Annotated in this window: 15 protein-coding genes; 5 read left to right on the top strand and 10 right to left on the bottom strand. The window is 56.1% G+C overall.

What is annotated here, in order from left to right:
• Positions 1-5: 5 nt before the first annotated feature.
• Positions 6-1,202, bottom strand: coding sequence for an isochorismate synthase (locus IEW52_RS05065; RefSeq protein ID WP_188628987.1), 1,197 nt, complete (start codon positions 1,200-1,202; stop codon positions 6-8).
• Positions 1,199-2,440 carry an MFS transporter gene (locus IEW52_RS05060; RefSeq protein ID WP_188628986.1) on the bottom strand — a complete coding sequence of 414 codons (1,242 nt, stop codon included), beginning with the start codon at positions 2,438-2,440 and terminating at the stop codon, positions 1,199-1,201. The genes IEW52_RS05065 and IEW52_RS05060 overlap by 4 nt, the downstream gene beginning before the upstream one ends.
• A gap of 213 nt (positions 2,441-2,653) precedes the next feature.
• Here IEW52_RS05060 and IEW52_RS05055 point away from each other — a divergent pair, with 213 nt between their 5' ends.
• The 3 genes from IEW52_RS05055 (at position 2,654) to IEW52_RS05045 (ending at position 5,460) form a co-directional block, all read left to right on the top strand.
• Complete coding sequence (locus IEW52_RS05055; RefSeq protein WP_188628985.1) at positions 2,654-3,823, top strand: YncE family protein; 1,170 nt, start codon at positions 2,654-2,656, stop codon at positions 3,821-3,823.
• Positions 3,824-3,983: 160 nt separating this feature from the next.
• Complete coding sequence (locus IEW52_RS05050) at positions 3,984-4,646, top strand: 4'-phosphopantetheinyl transferase family protein (RefSeq protein WP_188628984.1); 663 nt, start codon at positions 3,984-3,986, stop codon at positions 4,644-4,646.
• 10 nt (positions 4,647-4,656) lie between these two features.
• Positions 4,657-5,460, top strand: a complete 804-nt coding sequence (locus tag IEW52_RS05045; protein ID WP_188628983.1) for a siderophore-interacting protein — start codon at positions 4,657-4,659, stop codon at positions 5,458-5,460.
• A gap of 219 nt (positions 5,461-5,679) precedes the next feature.
• Here the strand turns inward: IEW52_RS05045 and IEW52_RS05040 are convergent, their stop codons facing one another.
• From IEW52_RS05040 to IEW52_RS05020, 5 genes are all read right to left on the bottom strand, one after another.
• On the bottom strand, positions 5,680-7,782 hold the full coding sequence (locus IEW52_RS05040) for a TonB-dependent receptor family protein (RefSeq protein WP_188628982.1): 2,103 nt from the start codon (positions 7,780-7,782) through the stop codon (positions 5,680-5,682).
• A 99-nt stretch (positions 7,783-7,881) separates the two neighbouring features.
• Positions 7,882-8,655 (bottom strand): ABC transporter ATP-binding protein, encoded by a 774-nt coding sequence (locus tag IEW52_RS05035; RefSeq protein WP_188628981.1) that lies wholly within the window; start codon positions 8,653-8,655, stop codon positions 7,882-7,884.
• A 2-nt stretch (positions 8,656-8,657) separates the two neighbouring features.
• Entirely contained in the window at positions 8,658-9,668 is a 1,011-nt protein-coding gene (locus tag IEW52_RS05030; protein ID WP_188628980.1) for a FecCD family ABC transporter permease, read from the bottom strand.
• Positions 9,665-10,624, bottom strand: a complete 960-nt coding sequence (locus IEW52_RS05025; RefSeq protein ID WP_188628979.1) for a FecCD family ABC transporter permease — start codon at positions 10,622-10,624, stop codon at positions 9,665-9,667. Before IEW52_RS05025 ends, IEW52_RS05030 begins: the two co-directional genes overlap by 4 nt.
• Positions 10,621-11,562, bottom strand: coding sequence for an ABC transporter substrate-binding protein (locus tag IEW52_RS05020; protein ID WP_188628978.1), 942 nt, complete (start codon positions 11,560-11,562; stop codon positions 10,621-10,623). The genes IEW52_RS05025 and IEW52_RS05020 overlap by 4 nt, the downstream gene beginning before the upstream one ends.
• Before the next feature lie 410 nt (positions 11,563-11,972).
• Between IEW52_RS05020 and IEW52_RS05015 the strand changes: the two genes are divergently transcribed.
• Complete coding sequence (locus IEW52_RS05015; protein WP_188628977.1) at positions 11,973-12,383, top strand: DoxX family protein; 411 nt, start codon at positions 11,973-11,975, stop codon at positions 12,381-12,383.
• A 121-nt stretch (positions 12,384-12,504) separates the two neighbouring features.
• Here the strand turns inward: IEW52_RS05015 and IEW52_RS05010 are convergent, their stop codons facing one another.
• The 3 genes from IEW52_RS05010 to IEW52_RS05000 all read right to left on the bottom strand — a co-directional run bounded on the left by IEW52_RS05010 (position 12,505) and on the right by IEW52_RS05000 (position 16,324).
• A complete protein-coding gene (locus IEW52_RS05010) occupies positions 12,505-14,574 on the bottom strand; it encodes a TonB-dependent receptor domain-containing protein (RefSeq protein ID WP_188628976.1) in 2,070 nt (689 codons plus the stop codon).
• Positions 14,575-14,995: 421 nt separating this feature from the next.
• The gene (locus IEW52_RS05005; RefSeq protein ID WP_188628975.1) at positions 14,996-15,829 is read right to left on the bottom strand and encodes a DODA-type extradiol aromatic ring-opening family dioxygenase; all 834 of its coding nucleotides are present in this window, start codon (positions 15,827-15,829) and stop codon (positions 14,996-14,998) included.
• A gap of 36 nt (positions 15,830-15,865) precedes the next feature.
• Positions 15,866-16,324, bottom strand: a complete 459-nt coding sequence (locus tag IEW52_RS05000) for a DoxX family protein (protein ID WP_188628974.1) — start codon at positions 16,322-16,324, stop codon at positions 15,866-15,868.
• A gap of 162 nt (positions 16,325-16,486) precedes the next feature.
• Between IEW52_RS05000 and IEW52_RS04995 the strand changes: the two genes are divergently transcribed.
• Complete coding sequence (locus tag IEW52_RS04995) at positions 16,487-17,419, top strand: LysR family transcriptional regulator (protein ID WP_188628973.1); 933 nt, start codon at positions 16,487-16,489, stop codon at positions 17,417-17,419.
• Positions 17,420-17,489 lie beyond the last annotated feature (70 nt).

Genomic DNA, 17,489 nt, shown 5'->3' with positions numbered 1-17,489 from the left:
ATTTCTCACTTTCCTGGTTGGCAGCCGTGCGCGTCATCTACGCCAAGGGCATTGAGCATGGCCCTGAATTTGGCCGCTGTTTCTGCAACTTCCAATGCGGGCACCGAATCGGCCACTATGCCGGCACCGGCAAACAAACGCAGAGTATTGGCTTGTACATGGGCGCAACGAATGGCCACATACCAGTCACCGTCACCCTGGGCATCCACCCAGCCCACGGCTCCCGCATAAAACCCTCGCGCGACCGGCTCAAGACTGTTGATGGTGTCCAGCGCCCGTTGGCGCGGAGTACCACACACCGCGGGAGTGGGATGCAGCAATCCGGCCAGCGTGGCCACCGAGGTATCGGCATCTTTCAAGGTGCCCACTATTTTGGTGCCCAAATGCCACATGGTGTCTGTGGTGTACAACGACGGCATATCAGGTGCATCAAGCTCGCTACACAGCGGCGCCAAGGCCGCCACAATGGCATCCACCACATAACGGTGTTCTTCCCGATCTTTGCTTGAGGCGGCAAGCTCGGCGGAGATTCGCGTGTCTTCCTCGGCATCATGGCTGCGACGGGCAGAGCCTGCCAAAGGATGAGAGACAACCGTGCGTCCGCGTACCGATACCAGCAGTTCGGGCGTGGCCCCAACGAGCCAGGCCGGTGGTTCATTCTGAGTCACTGGCAACGGCAATACATAGGTAGTTACGCTCACATCACGTTCCAGTCGCCTGGCCAGGACCAGCGGGTCTATGGTGCCGGTCGCCTGCAAGTGCAGGCTGCGCGCCAATACCGCCTTGCCCAGTACCTCGTTACCCGACACGCCCTGTTCACCGGTCAGTTGTGACACACAACGCGCCACCATGTCCGCATAGTGTTCCGGCCTGGGCTCAGCCTGTGAATACCCCGTCAGTGGCGGCAATTCGGTTGGCAGCGAGGCCACCAGCGACTCGGGCAGGGCCAAACGCGCGGGTTGATAAAGCGCATCCCCGGCATGGGGATCGAAGGGTAGCGCCCCCACCAGCACCTTGGGCCCGGCACGGTCGTGGGCAAAAAAATCGCTTACCCGGCGTCCCAGACTGGCGGCTGCACCACTGGGCAAACTGGCCAGACAGCCTTCTGCCTCCAGAGTGTGCCGCGGGCCACGCAAGACAAACAGCGGCGTGTGGTGTTTTGCATTCACCTCTGTTTCGGCAAGTGGCGATAAGATCATCATAAAGTAACTCCTGCACGACGGTGGGCAACTTCCAGCGCGTGATATCGCCATACGGCCAACGCCAACAGCAATAGCAACAACACGACTAACAAATAGGGGGCGCCGGGCGAAATACGATAAAGCAAGGTGCCGGCCAGCGGCCCGATAATCATGGAAAAACCCTGCATGGAGGCCACAGTACCGGCCGCCGCCCCCTGCTCATGAGACTCAACACAGTCTGCGGTTAGCGCCTGTACTGCAGGACGCACAAAGCCCATGCCCATTCCCGCCAGAACAAAGGCACACAACATGGGCACGGCCGTGTCGAGCAAGGCAACGGCGCCAAAACCGCCACTGGCCAACAAGGAGCCGATCAGCAACCAGCGGGTGGGGGTCCAGTGAATGTGCATCATCAGCGACTGGGAAAAAATCAAGCCGCCTCCCACGGCGGTCAAGGCATAGCCTGCCGTTTTCGCGCCATCACTCAGTGACAGTGCCAGCCGGTCTATCACCAGAAAGCCCACCGTTGATTGAGTAACGGCCACGGCCACCATGGCCACAAACACCGCCGCCAGCGGCAAACGCAGCCGAGAGTCGAAAAAATCAACCTCCGGCTTTGGCGCAGCCGCTGGCTGCCCCTGTGGTACGAGTACTGGTGCTGGCGGCTTGGTTTCCGGCAACTTCCAGGCAATCAGTCCCATCGCCAGCACCGGCATGAGTGTGGCGGCATACAGCGCCAAAGCGATGTCATATACGGCAATCCAGCCTGCAACCATGGGCCCGGCTACCAGGCCCACGGCATTCGCCGTCCCCAGCTTGGCCATGGCCGAGGCACGTTGCCCCGGAGCCACCTGATCCGCCACCGATGCGGCAGTAATGGTTGGCACGGCGGCGTAAAACAGCCCCACCAACGCCCGTGTTCCCACCAGGATGGCCAATGACAGCGCAATGGCGGGTGGGCGGCCCAGTGCCGCATCAACGGAAACGGCCAATACCAGATAGGTAATGGCATAAGCCGCGAGCGAGATCAGCAAGACGCGCTTGCGCCCGACGCGATCGCTCAGCTTTCCCCAGCGACGAGCGGCCAGCATCCACAATAGGCCACCGGCGGTTAGCGCCAGCCCGGCATGCCAGTCGGCCAGACCGAGTAGCCGCACCACAGGGCCCACCACGGCAACAAACGCCATGATCGCCATGGTGCCGACCAAGGCCACAAAATTGAGCACCCATAACTGAGGTGTCGATTGAAAAGAACCCATTGCAGTGATTAACCCGAATTTGTTGTGTGATGAACCTGAATCTGCCTGAAACATTGAAGCCGTAAGAAGCAGGTTAAATGAAGTTGAGCAAGTTAAGACAAATTAAACGTAAAAGCAAATGATATCCACTTGCATTACCGATACAAAAGAAGCAAGCTCTTGGCTATTCAGTTAATCACTCGATTTTTTCGTTTATTTTCAGGAGCGATCTAGATGTCTTTACCAAGTTTGAATGTTGTTTCCCCTCAGCGCATGCCCCGTGTGCGCACTCTTTTTAGCTTTACCTTGCTTGCAGCTGCAATAGGCACAGCCCAGCTGGCAGTTGCGGCCCCTGAAGTCACGCACTCGGTAAAAGTCGATGAGCGGGTTTATGAAATTGTATTCAACCCCCAGACCCAGGCGGTTTATGCGGCGGTAACAGGTGAGCGTAATCAGGATGCACAGAGCAACAAAAACCGGGTGACTGCTGGCATAGTGGTGCTGGATGCCAACACCCTTGAGCAGGTGAACAAGATTGCCACCGGAGACACAACGCCGTTTGGTCTGGGCATTAACAGCCAGACGCAAAAGCTGTATGCGGTAGATACCATCAAGGGGGTGGTAGGTGTGTACGCGATTGACTCGGGAGAGGAAGTGGCCCTGATAAAAAATCCGGGAGACGAGTCCACGCATTTGCGTCAGGCCGTGGTTGATGAAAAAAACAACAAGATTTATATCAGTGCAGTGGGCGGTAGGGATCGCGACGGCACCCCGGGTCCCAAGAGTGCCGTTTGGGTAATTGACGGCGCCACAGATACTCTGGAATCGGTCATAGTGGAGCCGGTTAAAACCGCCGCCGGGCTGGCAATCGATGTTGAGAAACAACGCCTTTACGTCTCGGATCTGAGCAAAAACGAAATTGCCGAAGTTGATCTCAATACGCAAAAAGTCCTGCGTACTTTCGCTTCTGTTGACGCCACCAAGGCTGGCGAACCAGAAGCCAGCTCCAATACCATTAACCTGGAAATCGACACCAGGAACGGCATTCTGTTTGCCATCAATCAAAAGTCGGGGGGCGTAGTGCTCATCGATCTTGAGAGTGGCGATATTCTCAGTACGGTTAAAACCGGTGGTGGCGCCCTGAGCGCAGAGCTCGACCCTACCAGTGGCGACCTTTACGTTGCCAACCGTAATGATGGCACCGTGTCTGTTATTGATGGCAAGACTCATTTTGTGAGTGCTCACCTGTCTACCGGCACGCACCCTCAAACTATCGCCATCAACCCGAAAACCGGCCAGGTCTATGTCAGCAACAAGTCCAAAGGCAAAGGTCGTAGTGCACCAGAAGAGGCCCCGACTCCGGTGGAAGCGGCTGGTAATACCGTGACCTTGATTACGCAGTAAACTAACCCTCGGACGACTCCCCGCAACCGCCTCCTTGAGGCGGTTTTATCACTCACCTGCCATTTTGTGATGCTACCGCCGAATGCCAACACCCCGATTCTCTTTAGCGCTCCCCGATAACAACCGGCCATGGCCGCTTGCTTTACCAAAGACCCACTGGGTGAGTACCCGCTTTGACCATGACCCTGTTGGTGAACAGGACGCTTGCCGTTATCGCATTCCTCTGCCGCCCGGTCTGCACCATGCCAGCACCAAACGTCGTGCCGAATTTATGGCTGGACGCTGGTGCGCGCAACGGGCCTTGCTGATGCTGAATGGTAAAGAGTGCGTACCCGGTATGAGGCAAGATAGATCTCCCCTGTGGCCGTCAGGCTGTGTGGGCTCCATTACCCACAGCGATAGCTGGGCCGCCGCGCTGGTCGCCCATCAAACAGACTATCTGGGACTGGGGCTGGATATAGAGCATTGCCTGAGCAACGGCGAGGGTAAAAAACTGGCTACGAGCCTACTCACGGCGGCGGAGCGCGCGCGTCTCAGTCAGCTTGCTCCCGAACAACTCGGCCTTATGGTTACCCTGATTTTCTCTGTTAAAGAAAGCCTGTTCAAAGCCCTTTACCCTGTGGTTGGCATACGCTTTTGCTTTGAAGATGCCGAATTAACCGAATGGAATATGACGAATGGTACGGCGCGGTTACGCCTGCTGTGCCATCTGGGCCCTGCATGGCCCCAAGGCAAAGAGTTGGATGCCCGCTTTTATTATGCCGAACAACACATCTTCAGCCTGGTCGCCCTCCCCGCACAAAATACAGGCATTCAAGATTAACGAGGACACAATGAAAAAAAACAAACAAGCCCAATCGCTGACCGTAAGCGCGTCTTACTCAATAACGCCCAACATGCAGCGCATCGAATTTACTGTCGATGATATTGCCAACTTCCCCGAACATTGTGCCGGCCAGTATATCAAGCTGATGTTTACTCCCTGGGGAGCAACCGACTTAGCGTTATTGAGTGGTGAAGAAAAACCGGTATTACGCACTTATACCATTTCGGATTTCAATCCGGTAACACGGCAATTGATCGTCGATTTTGTCAAACATCAACTGCTAGCAAAAGACACCCTCATCTCGACTGCCCGCGGCGGCCATGGCCATTATTTTGCACAGCATGCCTGTGTGGGTGACAGAATATCCATGATTGGTCCGAACGCCACCAAGCCGATAGACCTTGCTGCTGACTGGTTTTTGTTTGCAGCAGACATGACATCCCTCCCCGCGTTAAGCAATCTGATTAACGCCTTGCCTGAACATGCCAAGGGGCATGTCGTTGTGGAAGTCTTGTCTGAGGAGGATTTACCCTCGCTGACGCTTCCAAAGGGAATGAGTGTGCATCTGTCTATTAAAGATAAAGCGCCGTCGTTAGCTGCGCAGGTAGAAAATCTGCCGTGGCTGAAGGGAATCCCTTTCGTTTGGTGCGCCTGTGAATTTAGCGCAATGAAAGCCGTTCGCAGGTATGTTGCTGATCATCATGATGTGGCCCACACAAATTGTTATTTCAGTAGCTACTGGAAACAAGGCATCACCGAAGACGGACACAAAATATTGAAACGTGAAGATAGCGAGGCGTTTAATAAATGAAGGGGTGCCATTTAGTGGCGTAATGCCCATGCCTGACGCTGAAAGGGTGCCCCTGGTGGCAGCCTGTGGGTCGACAACAGTGCCTTGTTGGAAGATGCGCTGGAATTTAATCCTCTTGTTAGTTTTAAAGACAATATAAAGCTGCACTTATTATCAAAGATTACCGCAAAAAAGCCGCTCGCTATTTAAGCTTGCGGCTTTGTAAGTATACCAAAAAGCTTAGAAGTTCAGTTGGCCTTCCAGCATATAGGTACGGCCAGGCATGGGCACACGGCCGACCGGGCTGACGTCGGCACCACGGAAGTAGGCGTCGTCATCCAGCAGGTTGTTGACACCCAGGCCCACGTTCAGGGTCATGTCGTTACCTAGCGGGAAATCCCTTCCCAAACGACTGTTAACCAAGGTATAGGAAGGCAATTCACCGGCGCTGCCGTTCGCAGTTTCGATCACGGTGTTATCTGCATCACTGAAGCTCGCAGACGCATAAAGCGCGCTAGCGCTGGCGGTCCACAAGCCGACCTTATAAGTAGCATCGGCACTGATATGATGACGCGGTGCATTGGGCAGTTCCTTGCCTCGGTTGGCACCGGTGCGCTGTTCGCTGTCCAGCAAGGTATAGCCCAGCCCCAGCGCCAGCTCGTTGGTCGCCTGCCAGCGACCTTCCAACTCTATGCCCTGCTGACGGGTTTCGCCCAGGTTTTCATAGACACTCTGCGCCTTGTTGAACTGGATTTGATCCTGATAGTCGATACGGAACAGAGTCGCTGAAGTCTGCAGACTGTCGGTCGGCTGCCAACGTGCGCCCAACTCGTAGTTCCATGCGGTTTCATTGGCTACTGCGCCCTCGCGGATCACCTGAGCGGTCTGTACCGGTACCAGTGAACGCTGGCCATTGGCAAACAGAAACACTTCATCGGTAGCCTGCAGGCCCACGGTCAGGCCGGGCAGCCAGGCGGTGGTATGGTTGCCGCTGGTGGCACCGGAGTTGTCGTCTCGGTAATCGGTGCGCACTTCTTCGTAACGGATGCCGGGAGTAATGGCCAGGCGATCATCCATCAGGTGCACCGTATCGCTGACATAGGCGGCATAGGCGTTGGTGGTGAAATCCCAGTCTCGTACCTGATCGTTGTAGCTGCCATCAGAAAGTTGCAGACGGTTAACATCGAATTCCACCTCTTCCCGCACGTAACGGCCGCCCAGCATCAGGGTATGATTAGCCAGCTGTTTGGTGACTCTCGGCTCGGTGCCGTAAACGTTAAAGATCCGGGGCGAGTCGGCCACATGGCTGGCGCTGGCTTCAGGATCGGCCCAGTTACCACCGGATGTCAGATCCTGACCAAAGAAAAAGGTCCGATCCGCCTTATGGGCGAAGTTGCGCCACTCGAACTCCAGGCTGTCACTCGGGGTGTGGATCCAGGTCAGGTTGAAGCGCCACATGTCGGCATCGTAACCATCATGAGGCCGCTGGGATTGATTGCGGTTGGCCTGGTAGGCGGTAGGGCTGAGGGCACCGGGCAAATCGGCGGTCACGTCGTAATACTGCAGCTGAGCCTTGAACTCGTTGATGTCGTCCGCAAAGTAGTCCACATCGAAAATGTAATTCTGCACTTCGGTGGCGGAATGATCGCGAAAACCGTTGCCCTTCTGCAGGTTGGCCTGAAACTGCAGGCCCAGGTTGTCGGTTACGAAACCGCCCACCCGATAGTAGGTGTCGGTCATCACATGGCCGGTATCCTCGGCGATTAGCAGCCGCTCGCGCAGGGTCTGCTCCATCTGGTTAGGGATCGGTTTGGAGATCAGGTTCAGCACCCCGCCCACGTTGTTGGGACCATAATGCACGGCGGCACCGCCACGGACGATATCTACTGCCTCCAGACTGGGCAGGGTCACCGGAAACAGCGACACGCCCACATTGGTATAGGGACCGATGGCAATCGGATAACCATCCACCAGCAATTGCACCCGCTCGCTGCGCAGCGGGTTCAGGCCGCGCACCCCGATATTGGGCAGTATGCCGGTGCCGGTTTCATCCAGCACCTGAATGCCGGGCACCTGACGCAGGGCATCCTCCAGGTTGAGTGCGCTACGCTCGTGCAGCGCTTCGCTGTCCACCACGTTACGGGCACCGGTGTAGGTTTTGGCACTTTCCTTGGTCGGGGTACCGAGCCAGTCGCCTTCAACCACCACCGGCTTCAGTTGGCTGGTGGCGACCGCCTCGGCAGCCATCAACGGCATAGCCGGCAGCAACGCCAGGCTAACCAGAATACTTAATGGACGACGGCTAAACCCGACGGAGCGATTCACTTTCCCTGCAAAATACATAAAACAAACCCAAATGATAATGATTGATATTTGATTATTGTTTTATATTTATCTTTTAGATTCAATAAAAAAATGAACTTTTTATCCGCTTTGCTGACGCTACCTGGCCGTGCCCCGCGCCAGGGCATAATGATAGCCGTCATCATCCTGGGAAATACGGGCATCGACGCCGAACACACCGGCGATCAGCTCCCGCCTGAGCACCTCGGCCGGGCTGCCTTGGCAAATCAAGTGCCCCTCTTTCATCACCACCAGTTGGTCTGCATAACGGGCCGCCTGATTGAGTTCATGCAGCGACATCAGCACCGACAACCCCTGCTCACTGTGCAGCTCCCCGAGCAACTCCAGGGTTTCCAACTGATAACCCCAGTCCAGATAGGTGGTCGGCTCATCCAGCAACAGCAGGCCGGCCTGCTGAGCCAGCGCCATGGCAATCCAGGCCCGTTGCTGCTGGCCACCGGACAAGCTGCGCAACTGCCGATTGGCCAGCTCAGCCACCCCAGTCAGCCGCATCGCCCACCCCACCCGGTCGTGATCCTCCTGGCCCGGGCGGCGCCACAACCCCAGGTGCGGATAGCGTCCCAGCATCACCAGCTGTTCCACCCGGATCTCGTCTGGCGCCGTCGGCTGCTGGGGCATAAATGCCAGCTGGCGCGCCAGTTCGCGTCTCGGCCAGCGGACGAGCGACCGCCCCTGCAAACGGATTTCGCCCGCCTCGGGCACCAAGAGTCCGGCCAGCCCCTTGAGCAACGTGCTCTTGCCGCAGCCATTGGGCCCGAGCAGAGCACACACCCCCGCGTCCAGCCGGAGACTGATGCCGTTAACAATCCGCTGCTCACCATAGCCCAGGCTCAGCTTGTCGATTTCCAGCATGTTTACACCTTGCGATTGAGTAGATAGAGGAAGAAAGGGCAACCGACCAGAGTGGTAACCACGCCGACCGGCAGCTCAAATGGGCTCATTATTACCCGTCCCAGGGTATCGCCGACCACCACCAGTAGACCGCCCAGCCAGATGCAGGACCACAGCTGAGCCTGTACACTATGCGGGCAAAGTCGGCGGGCCAGGTAGGGCACCAGTATGCCGACAAAACCGACCGGGCCGCTCATGGCCACGGCGCTGGCAGCCAGGGCCACCGCCAGCCCCAGTATCAAGCCAGACCACAGATTGACGTTAAAGCCGAGAGTCAGCGCCTTTTGCCGGTCCAGCCCGAGCAGCAGCATGGGCCGGGCCAGGCCGGTGACCAGCGGCAACAGCACCAGGCTCCAGGGCAGTAGCGCCCAAACCCTGTCCCAGCCGGCACCGTAAAGGGTTCCCGCCAACCAGAGGATGATCACCTCGCTGGTGGCCTGGCCCCAAACCACCAGAGCTCCCATCAACAGGGCAGAGAAGATAGCGGCGCAGGTGGCACCGACCACCGCCAACCGTACCGGGCTCAGCCCGGTACGGTGCCATAGCACCCACAACAGCAGCCCCGCCAGCAGCCCCCCGGCCAGCGTCAACCAGGGCAACAGCGTCAGAGTGACCGGCACCAGCTGATAGGAGGCATCTTCGCCCAATAGCCGGGTCATGATCACGAATACCGTTACCGCCGCCAGTCCGCTGCCGGAAGAAATGCCCAGCACCCCGGCATCGGCCAGAGGATTGCGGGTGATCAGCTGCAGCAGGTAACCGGCGAGCGCAAAGTGGGCACCCACCAGCATACCCAGCAACACCCTGGGCATACGATAATCCAGTACCACCCGACGGATATGCTCGCCGGCCTCACCGACCATCAGCTCCACCAGGTTGGCTAGATGCACATTGGCCGCGCCTTGTATCAAGGCGATAAACCCGGCCATCAGCAACAACAAGGGCAGCCCAAGGGAAGGCAACAGCCGCTTCATACTTTCTCCTTCACCATCAGCCGCAGCAACAGCGGCCCACCCAGCAAGGCGGTCATCACCCCCAGCGGAATTTCCTGAGCGGTTCCCGGCAGTCTGGCCAGCAAATCTGCCGCCATCAGCAAGATACCGCCCAATAAAAGGCACAGCCCCATGGGCAGACGTTGACCCGGCCAGCAAAAACGCACCATATGGGGCGCCAGCAAACCGACAAAACCAATAGGACCGGCTACCGCCACTGTCGACGCCGCCAGTATGGTAGCCAGTATCAGGTACCAGGCGCGCCAGCGCGCTGGCCTCAACCCCAGGCTCAAGGCCATTTCGTCACCACAGCCGAGCAGCTCCAGATTACGCCGGGTCAGCCACAGAGCCAGCAGGGGGGGCGCCATGCAGCTCAGCAATAACGTCAACTGCGGCCAGCTGCGACCCGCCACCCCGCCCGCCATCCAGTACAGGAATTCACCGGCATCCGCCTCCGCTTGCAGCAACAAGGTGGTGGTCAAGCCGCCGCACAGGGCAGTAACCGCGACTCCGGCGAGCACGATACGGGTAGGTTGCAACTGCCGGCCACCGGCCAGCAGCAAGGTCAGCAGGCCGGCAATCAGGCCACCAACAATCGCCAGCCAGGGCGTTTGGCTGCTATCGCTCTTCAACAACAGAATACCGGCGACCACCGCCAACGCCGCACCGCCAGATACCCCGGTCAGCCCGGGGGACGCCAGCGGATTACGGCTCACCCGCTGCATCACCAGCCCCGACAAGGCCAGACAGGCGCCCACCAAAAAAGCCAACAGAGCCCGCGGCAGGCGCAGCTCCCATACCACCACCTGAGCCAGGCTGTCGCCCTGCCCCAGCAGCGCCGCCCACAGCTGGGCCGGATTCAGCGACAAGCGGCCCACCGTCAGCCCACACCAGAGCAGTACCGGCGCCATAACCAGCAAGAAGATAAACGATTTCATCGGAAGCTGTGCAAGGCTAAATCGGCCGGCAGATCAACGGGCGAATCAAACAAATCTGGATAGGCCAAATGCCCCAGCTGCAGCAAGATCAGCTCACGAGCAACAGGTCCACCGCCTTCCTTCCAGTGCTGGCCCACCAAATAAACCCGCTGGTTTTTGACCGCCTTGAGGTACTTCCACAGGGGATTATTGACAAATGCTCTGGGTTGGGCGCTGGGCAACAACACCAGAATATCCGGGTCGGCGGCCAGTAGTTGCTCCAGCGGCATACGAAAACCAAAGGGCAGCTTGCCCGGCCAGTCGGGGCTGGCACCGACCACATTATGCAGTCCCAGGGTGTTGGCCAGTTCCACCGGCAAAAAATGATCGTAGTAAACGAAAGGCTCTTCGCTGGCGCTGACCAGCAAAGCGATGCTCTGCCCCGCCCGATCCCCTATCTGCCCGGCCATCTGTGCCAAGGTCTGTTGAAATTCCAGGTTGAGCCGTGCGGCCTGCTCCGGCTTGCCGACCAGGGTGCCGATATCGGACACCGCCTTCAGGCTGTCCGTCAGAGTCAGATCGTCGAAGGCAACATAGGGGGCGATGGCGTCGATCCGCCCGGCGATGGTCTCGGTATAGCGACGCACCGCCAACACCGTATCCGGTGCCAGCTCGGACAAGAGCTCCAGGTTAGGCTGCCCCCTCGTCCCCAGGCTGACCGCCTCATTGACTGCATCCCCCAGGTAGGCGGGCCTGTCCTGTTCGTCGAACTGGGTGACCGCCACGGGAGGAACGCCCAGTGCCACCAGAGTATCTGCGGCAAAGGTTGAAATCGCCGCCGGCCGGCTGGCTGGCTGCGGCAGTGTTATGTCCACCCCCCGGTCATCCGTTATCTGGGCGGCGGCCAGCGCCTGAAAGGCCAATGCCGCCAGCATGGCGGCCCCAACAGTCATTCTCATCTACATCTCCCTCTTGCAATGGCGAAGAGTTTAAATCAAATAAGAATCAAAATCAGTTGCCTTTTACAACCCAATTGAATTCACCTGCTAACCTCATGGTTACACTGAATAGAAATGAAGGTACTGATCGTGGGCGGCGGCATCGACTACCAGCATCCGGACCGGTTGTTCGACTGGTCCGGATTCTGTCGGTAGCTGGGGGCACAGCTCGCCGCCGAACAGATGACCGAGACCTGCATCCGCTTCGAGTGCACTCGCTTTATCAGCGCCTGCTGCGGCACCCACACTGCATGCCTGACGCTGAAAGCGTTAAATTTACACTAAAATTAGGTTCTCACTGTCGATTTACACTGGAGAGATCAACCACAGGCCTTACATTTCAGTCACCTGGATAAAAAAGGAATGATGCTATGGAAGATATATTGAACTTTTGGCGCCCTCGTCTGCAAAGTATATTGCGTGTAGTCGCGGCTTTTTTGTTCATACAACACGGTACACAAAAGATGTTTGGCTTTCCGGCGCCACAACGTGCCGAGTTTGAGTTGTTTTCGCTGATGGGCGCGGCTGGCACGCTGGAAGTCGTGGGTGGTTTGCTCATTCTTATCGGACTGTTTACGCGTCCGGTAGCATTTTTGCTCTCGGGCGAAATGGCTTTCGCCTATTTCATCGTCCATGCCCCGCAAAATTTCTGGCCGCTGTTAAACGGGGGAGAATTAGCGGTGTTATGGTGCTTTTTATTCTTGTTTTTCTCCGCTGCCGGTGCCGGTCCATGGAGCCTGGATCACTATTTAGCGAAAAAACGACGGACTATCAACAGATAATCGGCATGCGTTTCACCAGTTCAGTGTCGCAAGCAGACCTGATATTAACAGCTGCAAGGCACCTGCTTTCTTTAAACCGGGCGGCTTCCATAAACCGCCCGGCTCCATACAGCTGAGCCGTTTAGAAGTTAACGGATAATCCCAGATTGACGCTGCGCCCATCCAATACGGCGCCATAATCCTCATTGGTCACTTTCTTGTTGGCCACGTTATAGATGCCCGCTTTGACGTCTGTCGTATCGTTCAATCGATACACCAATCCCACATCCACAAAGGTATAACCCGGCGTACCGTCAGACATGCTGGTACGGCTTAAATAATCGCTGGTTTTTCCTCTGTAGTTACCTTGCACCCACACATCCAACTGATCGCTGGCTTGCCAGTCGAGCGTGGCGTTCAACATATGCTTGGGCATTTTATTCAGGGGTTGTCCCGCAAAATCGCCACTCTTCTGTTCTGATTCGGTATAGGTATAGCTACTGTTTACGCTCACATCTTGCGTCAGATCGTAGGCCAGCGTGAATTCGACCCCTTGCATTTGCGCATCACTGATATTTTCCTGGGTACTCAAAAAGACATAGTTGTTACCCCCGAAGGCGCAGGTCCAGGTACTGGGATCATTGCGATCGGCATTGGGGGTATTACAGGTCCGGTTCTCGGCAATTTTGTCTTTGAACTCGGTGCGGAACAACATCAGGCTGCTGGTTAAGCCAGCATCAATACTGTCATAGACGAAACCGGCCTCGTAGCTGGTGCTCTTTTCTGGCGTCAGATCCGGGTTACCTATAATCAGCGCCCGCGGGTGAGGAGCTGGCGAGCCACCTCCGCCAGTACCGCGACCGAATCCTTCAGTCGCGGCTGCCAGTCCTGGCTGTTTATAACCGGTCGACACCCCACCTTTGAATGTTAATTCGGGTGTGAGGTGATAGTTGGCGTAAACCCGCGGCGTTAAATGCCCCCCAAACAACTGGTCATCGTTATAACGCAACCCGGTGGTCAGATTCAGGGAATCGGTGAGAGTCCATTCGGCTTCGGCATATATCGCAGCCAGCCAGCGGTCTACCTGGGCTACTGCGCCCGGCACATTGCTGCTCAGCAGGCCATTGGTCTCATCAGTAAAGTCTTCATATTTATACTGGCCGCCCAGGGTCAATACATGGTCTCCCCAAAAATAGGTGCCCTGGCTGTTGAGCAGGGTGACTTCTTCTTTTTTTATCTTATCCTGTACCAGTTCCGATACATCGTGCTGCAGATAACTGCTCAGTTGCAGGTCACCATAAGTGCCGTCGTGGGCCAGCAGATAGACGTCTTTCTGGTAAGTTCGAGTCGACACTGTATTGGGCTGTCCCCTACTGTTATTCAGTGCAATACTCTTGCCTGGCGTGGTGGTGTTATCCATGGTGGCATGGTCATAACCCAGGCTAATCGCATTTGCCTCATCCGGCGTCAGGGTCAACTTCACCCCGCCTTTTTTACGCGTACCCTCTGGCGTGCTGGATGCAGAATCACCTCCTCCGATAAAATCACTTTCATCAGTGCCTTGCCAGCTGGCGTTAACTTGTGCACTGAGTAAGTCAGCTATTAACGAGCCACCGGTGAATAAAGTCACTTGCTGCTCATCATTATTAATATCGTTGAGCGACTTGGTGTACTCGGTACTGATATTACCGCTCCACTCATCCGTGGATTTACGGGTAATAATATTAATCACGCCGCCCATGGCCTCGGCACCATACAAGGAGGACATGGGCCCGCGGATCACCTCAACGCGCTCGATCATGGAGATAGGCGGTAGGCCAATCTGCTTGCCACCATCCTGGCCATTGGTATTCACCGCTCGCCCCGCCGACACCGGGCGGCCGTCGACCAGATACAGGGTATAAGCCGGGCTCATGCCCCGGATGCTGATATCCTGCATGGCACCGCCACCGGTGACATGTACCCCAGGAATATTCTGCACCGCATCCGTCACGTCTCTATATGACTTTTTCTCCAGCTCTTCACGGCTGATCACGGAAATACTGGCCGGCGCATCGGCAATTGATTGTTCAAAACCGGCCGCCGTTACTACCAGAGTATCCAGTTGGGTGACATCCTGAGCGCTCACCGCCTGCGTCGCGCCGAGCAGCGCTAGCGCATAGAACAAGGGTTTCTTGGCGAAAGGGACGAGAGCTTGGTACAACTCAAGCATGGGTATAACTCCTTGAAAGTGTTGGTTTAGATTGCATGATTCCTTACATACTCATACAGAGCCAAAAGATGATAACGCAAATGATAACACTTATCATTTATTTTATAGTTTACTTTTGTAGTGACACTTACAGAAGGTATTGAAGACATTGCCGCTGTTCATGCCAGAGATAGCGCCTCATGCTCCTTCGGCCAAATATGCACTTGGTCGCAGTGATTGAACGACTTGACATGTCGATCAAGAAGAAACGCACAAAGCCCTGCTCAAATGAGCAGGGCTTTGTGGAAATGGCGAAGTTGACATGATTTGTCTGGTGACCATCAGACCTAGCACAGGGCTCTCTTTTCAGCCGTTGTGCATTTCATATCACCCGGTATTGTTTTTGGCCAGAGTCGGAATTATGGTTGATGACCGCCTTGGTTCACCCTTCAGGAGGCACAGCAACCAGAGCCTCCGTTCCCCAATATAGTATTCCCGATTTTTTCCCGAGGACCGTTGCCGATATATGGGCAGCACAGGGCTTTTCCGCCAGCCCATAACAGACGTGCAACGGCAGCAGGTGCTCCTCCCGGGGATGACAGAATCGGGCATAGGGGGCGCGCTCCCAGTGCGCCAGTCGTTCCATTCTCTCGGATTCCTTCATGGCTGCATTGCTACAGGTTTCTTCCAGCCAGTCTTCGAACGCCTCGTTGGCAGTCTGAATTTCCGGAGTATCTGGCGCAAAGAAGGCTCGCATATTATGGAAGGAGAAACCGGAACCAATCACCAGCAGATTCTCGTAATCCAGTGCCTGTAACGCACGACCGATCACAAGGTGCGTAGTGGCCTCCAGGCTGTTGACCAATGACAACTGCACACACGGAATATTCGCCTGTGGGTACATCAGTTTGAGTGGCACAAACAGGCCGTGATCAAAGCCCCTTCGCTCATCGAGTCGTGCAGCAATGCCGGCCTTTGCCAGCACGTCGTGGACCTGCCTCGCCAGCACAGGCTCACCGGGGCATGCATACTCGATGTCGTAAGACTCCGGCGGAAAGCCGAAGTAATCGTAGATCAGAGACGGGTTGGCCCCCGAGGTAATGGTCGGCACCGTTTCTTCCCAGTGGGCACTGATAACCAGTATTGCAGAGGGCTTGCACAGGGTGTCGGCTATCTCCGTGAGCCGAACCACCATTTCTCGATGGCTCGGGTCTCCCAGCAACGGCATGGGGCCACCACCGTGGGAGATAAAGAGAACATTCGGTTTTGCACTCATGGTGGTGACTCCTTTACCGTCAGTTAAGCGCACGCTTCAGTATGATGCTCCACCAAAACGCTTCAGCAACATTCTGTCTACCGCGAGCCGTCCCGCTCCCTGAATAGCCAGGGCGAGTGTGGCCGCGAATAATGTCAGGGCATATTCGTAGCCGTTGTTGGACATGAACAGGCCATTGTCGATATGCACGGCGAAAATGGCGACCAGCATGGCAAAAGCCGACACCAGTGCCGCCGGGCGAGTCAACAGTCCCAGTACCAGCGCTAACCCCCCGAAGAACTCGGCGCCACCGGCCAGCAGAGCCATCAGGTAACCCGGTGCCAGGCCGATGCTCGCCAACCACTGACCGGTCCCTTCCAGGCCATAGCCACCGAACCAGCCAAACAGTTTCTGCGCGCCGTGGGCCGCCAGGATCAGCCCGACGGGTACCCGCAGCACCAATGCCGCATAACCGTCGGTACTGCTGAACAATGTCCGTGCCAATTGATTTTTCATGGAATTCCCTCGAATAAAGATGATGCTGGAGGCCCCTGACAATAGAGACCCGGATATGAGGCATACTCTACTATCCGTATTTAAAAAGATTAATAGCGATAACATTGCTTAATTATAAACATTTCGTTGATAATGGTGTTTTCATTCCAGACAGGTATTTTCATGGATCGTATCGATGCCATGCGCGCCTTTGTTACCGTGGTCACCGAAGGCGGCTTTACTCGTGCAGCAGAGAAGCTGGGCATGTCACCACAACTGGTCAGCAAGTATGTATCTCGGCTGGAGGAGCGGCTAGGTGTACGCCTGCTCAATCGCACTACCCGCAAGATACACCTTACCGAAGCCGGAACCCGTTACGCCCAGCGCGCCCAATTGGTGCTGGATGATATCGACGACATGGACAGCCAACTCAATGATCTGCAGGAAGGTGCACAAGGGCAACTACGTATCAGCGCCCCGGTGTCTTTTTCCACCCTGCATCTGTCTCCCCTGCTCTGTGACTTTCAGCGCGCTCATCCGTCGGTAAGTGTCGATTTGCAACTGAACGACCGAAAGGTCGATATTGTGGAAGAAGGCTTCGACATTGCCCTGCGCATCGGCCGTTTGAAAAGCTCGTCCATGATTGCCAAATTTATTGTCCCGATCAGGCTGGTGATGTGCGCTTCTCCTGCTTATCTGACACAGCACGGTATGCCCTCGACGCTGGAAGAGCTGAAAAATCACCGCTATCTGCACTACAGCTACATGGAAGACAACAACAGTTTTCCCGCCCATGAGTGGCGACGGACGACCGGGCTCGAACCAAGAGGCAACATGGTCAGTAACAACGGAGAAGTGCTGGTCAAGGCCGCTATTGAAGGCGCCGGCATTATCATTCAACCCACCTTTATTTGCGGACCCGCCATTGCCGAAGGCAAGCTCAAGGTGATTCTTTCGCAATACGAACCGGATGCCATGGGCCTGTATGCCGTTTATGCGCACCGAAAATTGCTGGCCAGCAAGGTCAGATGTTTTATCGATTTTATGGAAGGATACTTCGGCGACCCGCCGTATTGGGATAGCTTTGATCGGGGAAGAAGTCACTCTCCTGAATAAAAAGTAGCGCTTCTCCCCCTGAAATGGCGACGGTGATATGGTGTGGTCTCACCGCACAATGAGCCCTAGT

This window comes from Oceanisphaera marina, assembly GCF_014643915.1.
GTDB lineage: Bacteria > Pseudomonadota > Gammaproteobacteria > Enterobacterales > Aeromonadaceae > Oceanimonas > Oceanimonas marina.
The sequence above is the reverse complement of the archived record's forward strand: the minus strand, read 5'-3'. Positions and strand labels throughout refer to the sequence as shown.

Excerpts from the sequence above, each read along its gene's own strand:
- IEW52_RS05060 (WP_188628986.1), bottom strand. The coding sequence starts at position 2,440 with ATGGGTTCTTTTCAATCGACACCTCAGTTATGGGTGCTCAATTTTGTG.
- IEW52_RS05055 (WP_188628985.1), top strand. The coding sequence starts at position 2,654 with ATGTCTTTACCAAGTTTGAATGTTGTTTCCCCTCAGCGCATGCCCCGT.
- IEW52_RS05030 (WP_188628980.1), bottom strand. The coding sequence starts at position 9,668 with ATGAAGCGGCTGTTGCCTTCCCTTGGGCTGCCCTTGTTGTTGCTGATG.
- IEW52_RS05045 (WP_188628983.1), top strand. The coding sequence starts at position 4,657 with ATGAAAAAAAACAAACAAGCCCAATCGCTGACCGTAAGCGCGTCTTAC.
- IEW52_RS05065 (WP_188628987.1), bottom strand. The coding sequence starts at position 1,202 with ATGATGATCTTATCGCCACTTGCCGAAACAGAGGTGAATGCAAAACAC.
- IEW52_RS05015 (WP_188628977.1), top strand. The coding sequence starts at position 11,973 with ATGGAAGATATATTGAACTTTTGGCGCCCTCGTCTGCAAAGTATATTG.
- IEW52_RS05010 (WP_188628976.1), bottom strand. The coding sequence starts at position 14,574 with ATGCTTGAGTTGTACCAAGCTCTCGTCCCTTTCGCCAAGAAACCCTTG.
- IEW52_RS05035 (WP_188628981.1), bottom strand. The coding sequence starts at position 8,655 with ATGCTGGAAATCGACAAGCTGAGCCTGGGCTATGGTGAGCAGCGGATT.
- IEW52_RS05040 (WP_188628982.1), bottom strand. The coding sequence starts at position 7,782 with ATGTATTTTGCAGGGAAAGTGAATCGCTCCGTCGGGTTTAGCCGTCGT.
- IEW52_RS05025 (WP_188628979.1), bottom strand. The coding sequence starts at position 10,624 with ATGAAATCGTTTATCTTCTTGCTGGTTATGGCGCCGGTACTGCTCTGG.
- IEW52_RS05020 (WP_188628978.1), bottom strand. The coding sequence starts at position 11,562 with ATGAGAATGACTGTTGGGGCCGCCATGCTGGCGGCATTGGCCTTTCAG.
- IEW52_RS05005 (WP_188628975.1), bottom strand. The coding sequence starts at position 15,829 with ATGAGTGCAAAACCGAATGTTCTCTTTATCTCCCACGGTGGTGGCCCC.
- IEW52_RS04995 (WP_188628973.1), top strand. The coding sequence starts at position 16,487 with ATGGATCGTATCGATGCCATGCGCGCCTTTGTTACCGTGGTCACCGAA.
- IEW52_RS05000 (WP_188628974.1), bottom strand. The coding sequence starts at position 16,324 with ATGAAAAATCAATTGGCACGGACATTGTTCAGCAGTACCGACGGTTAT.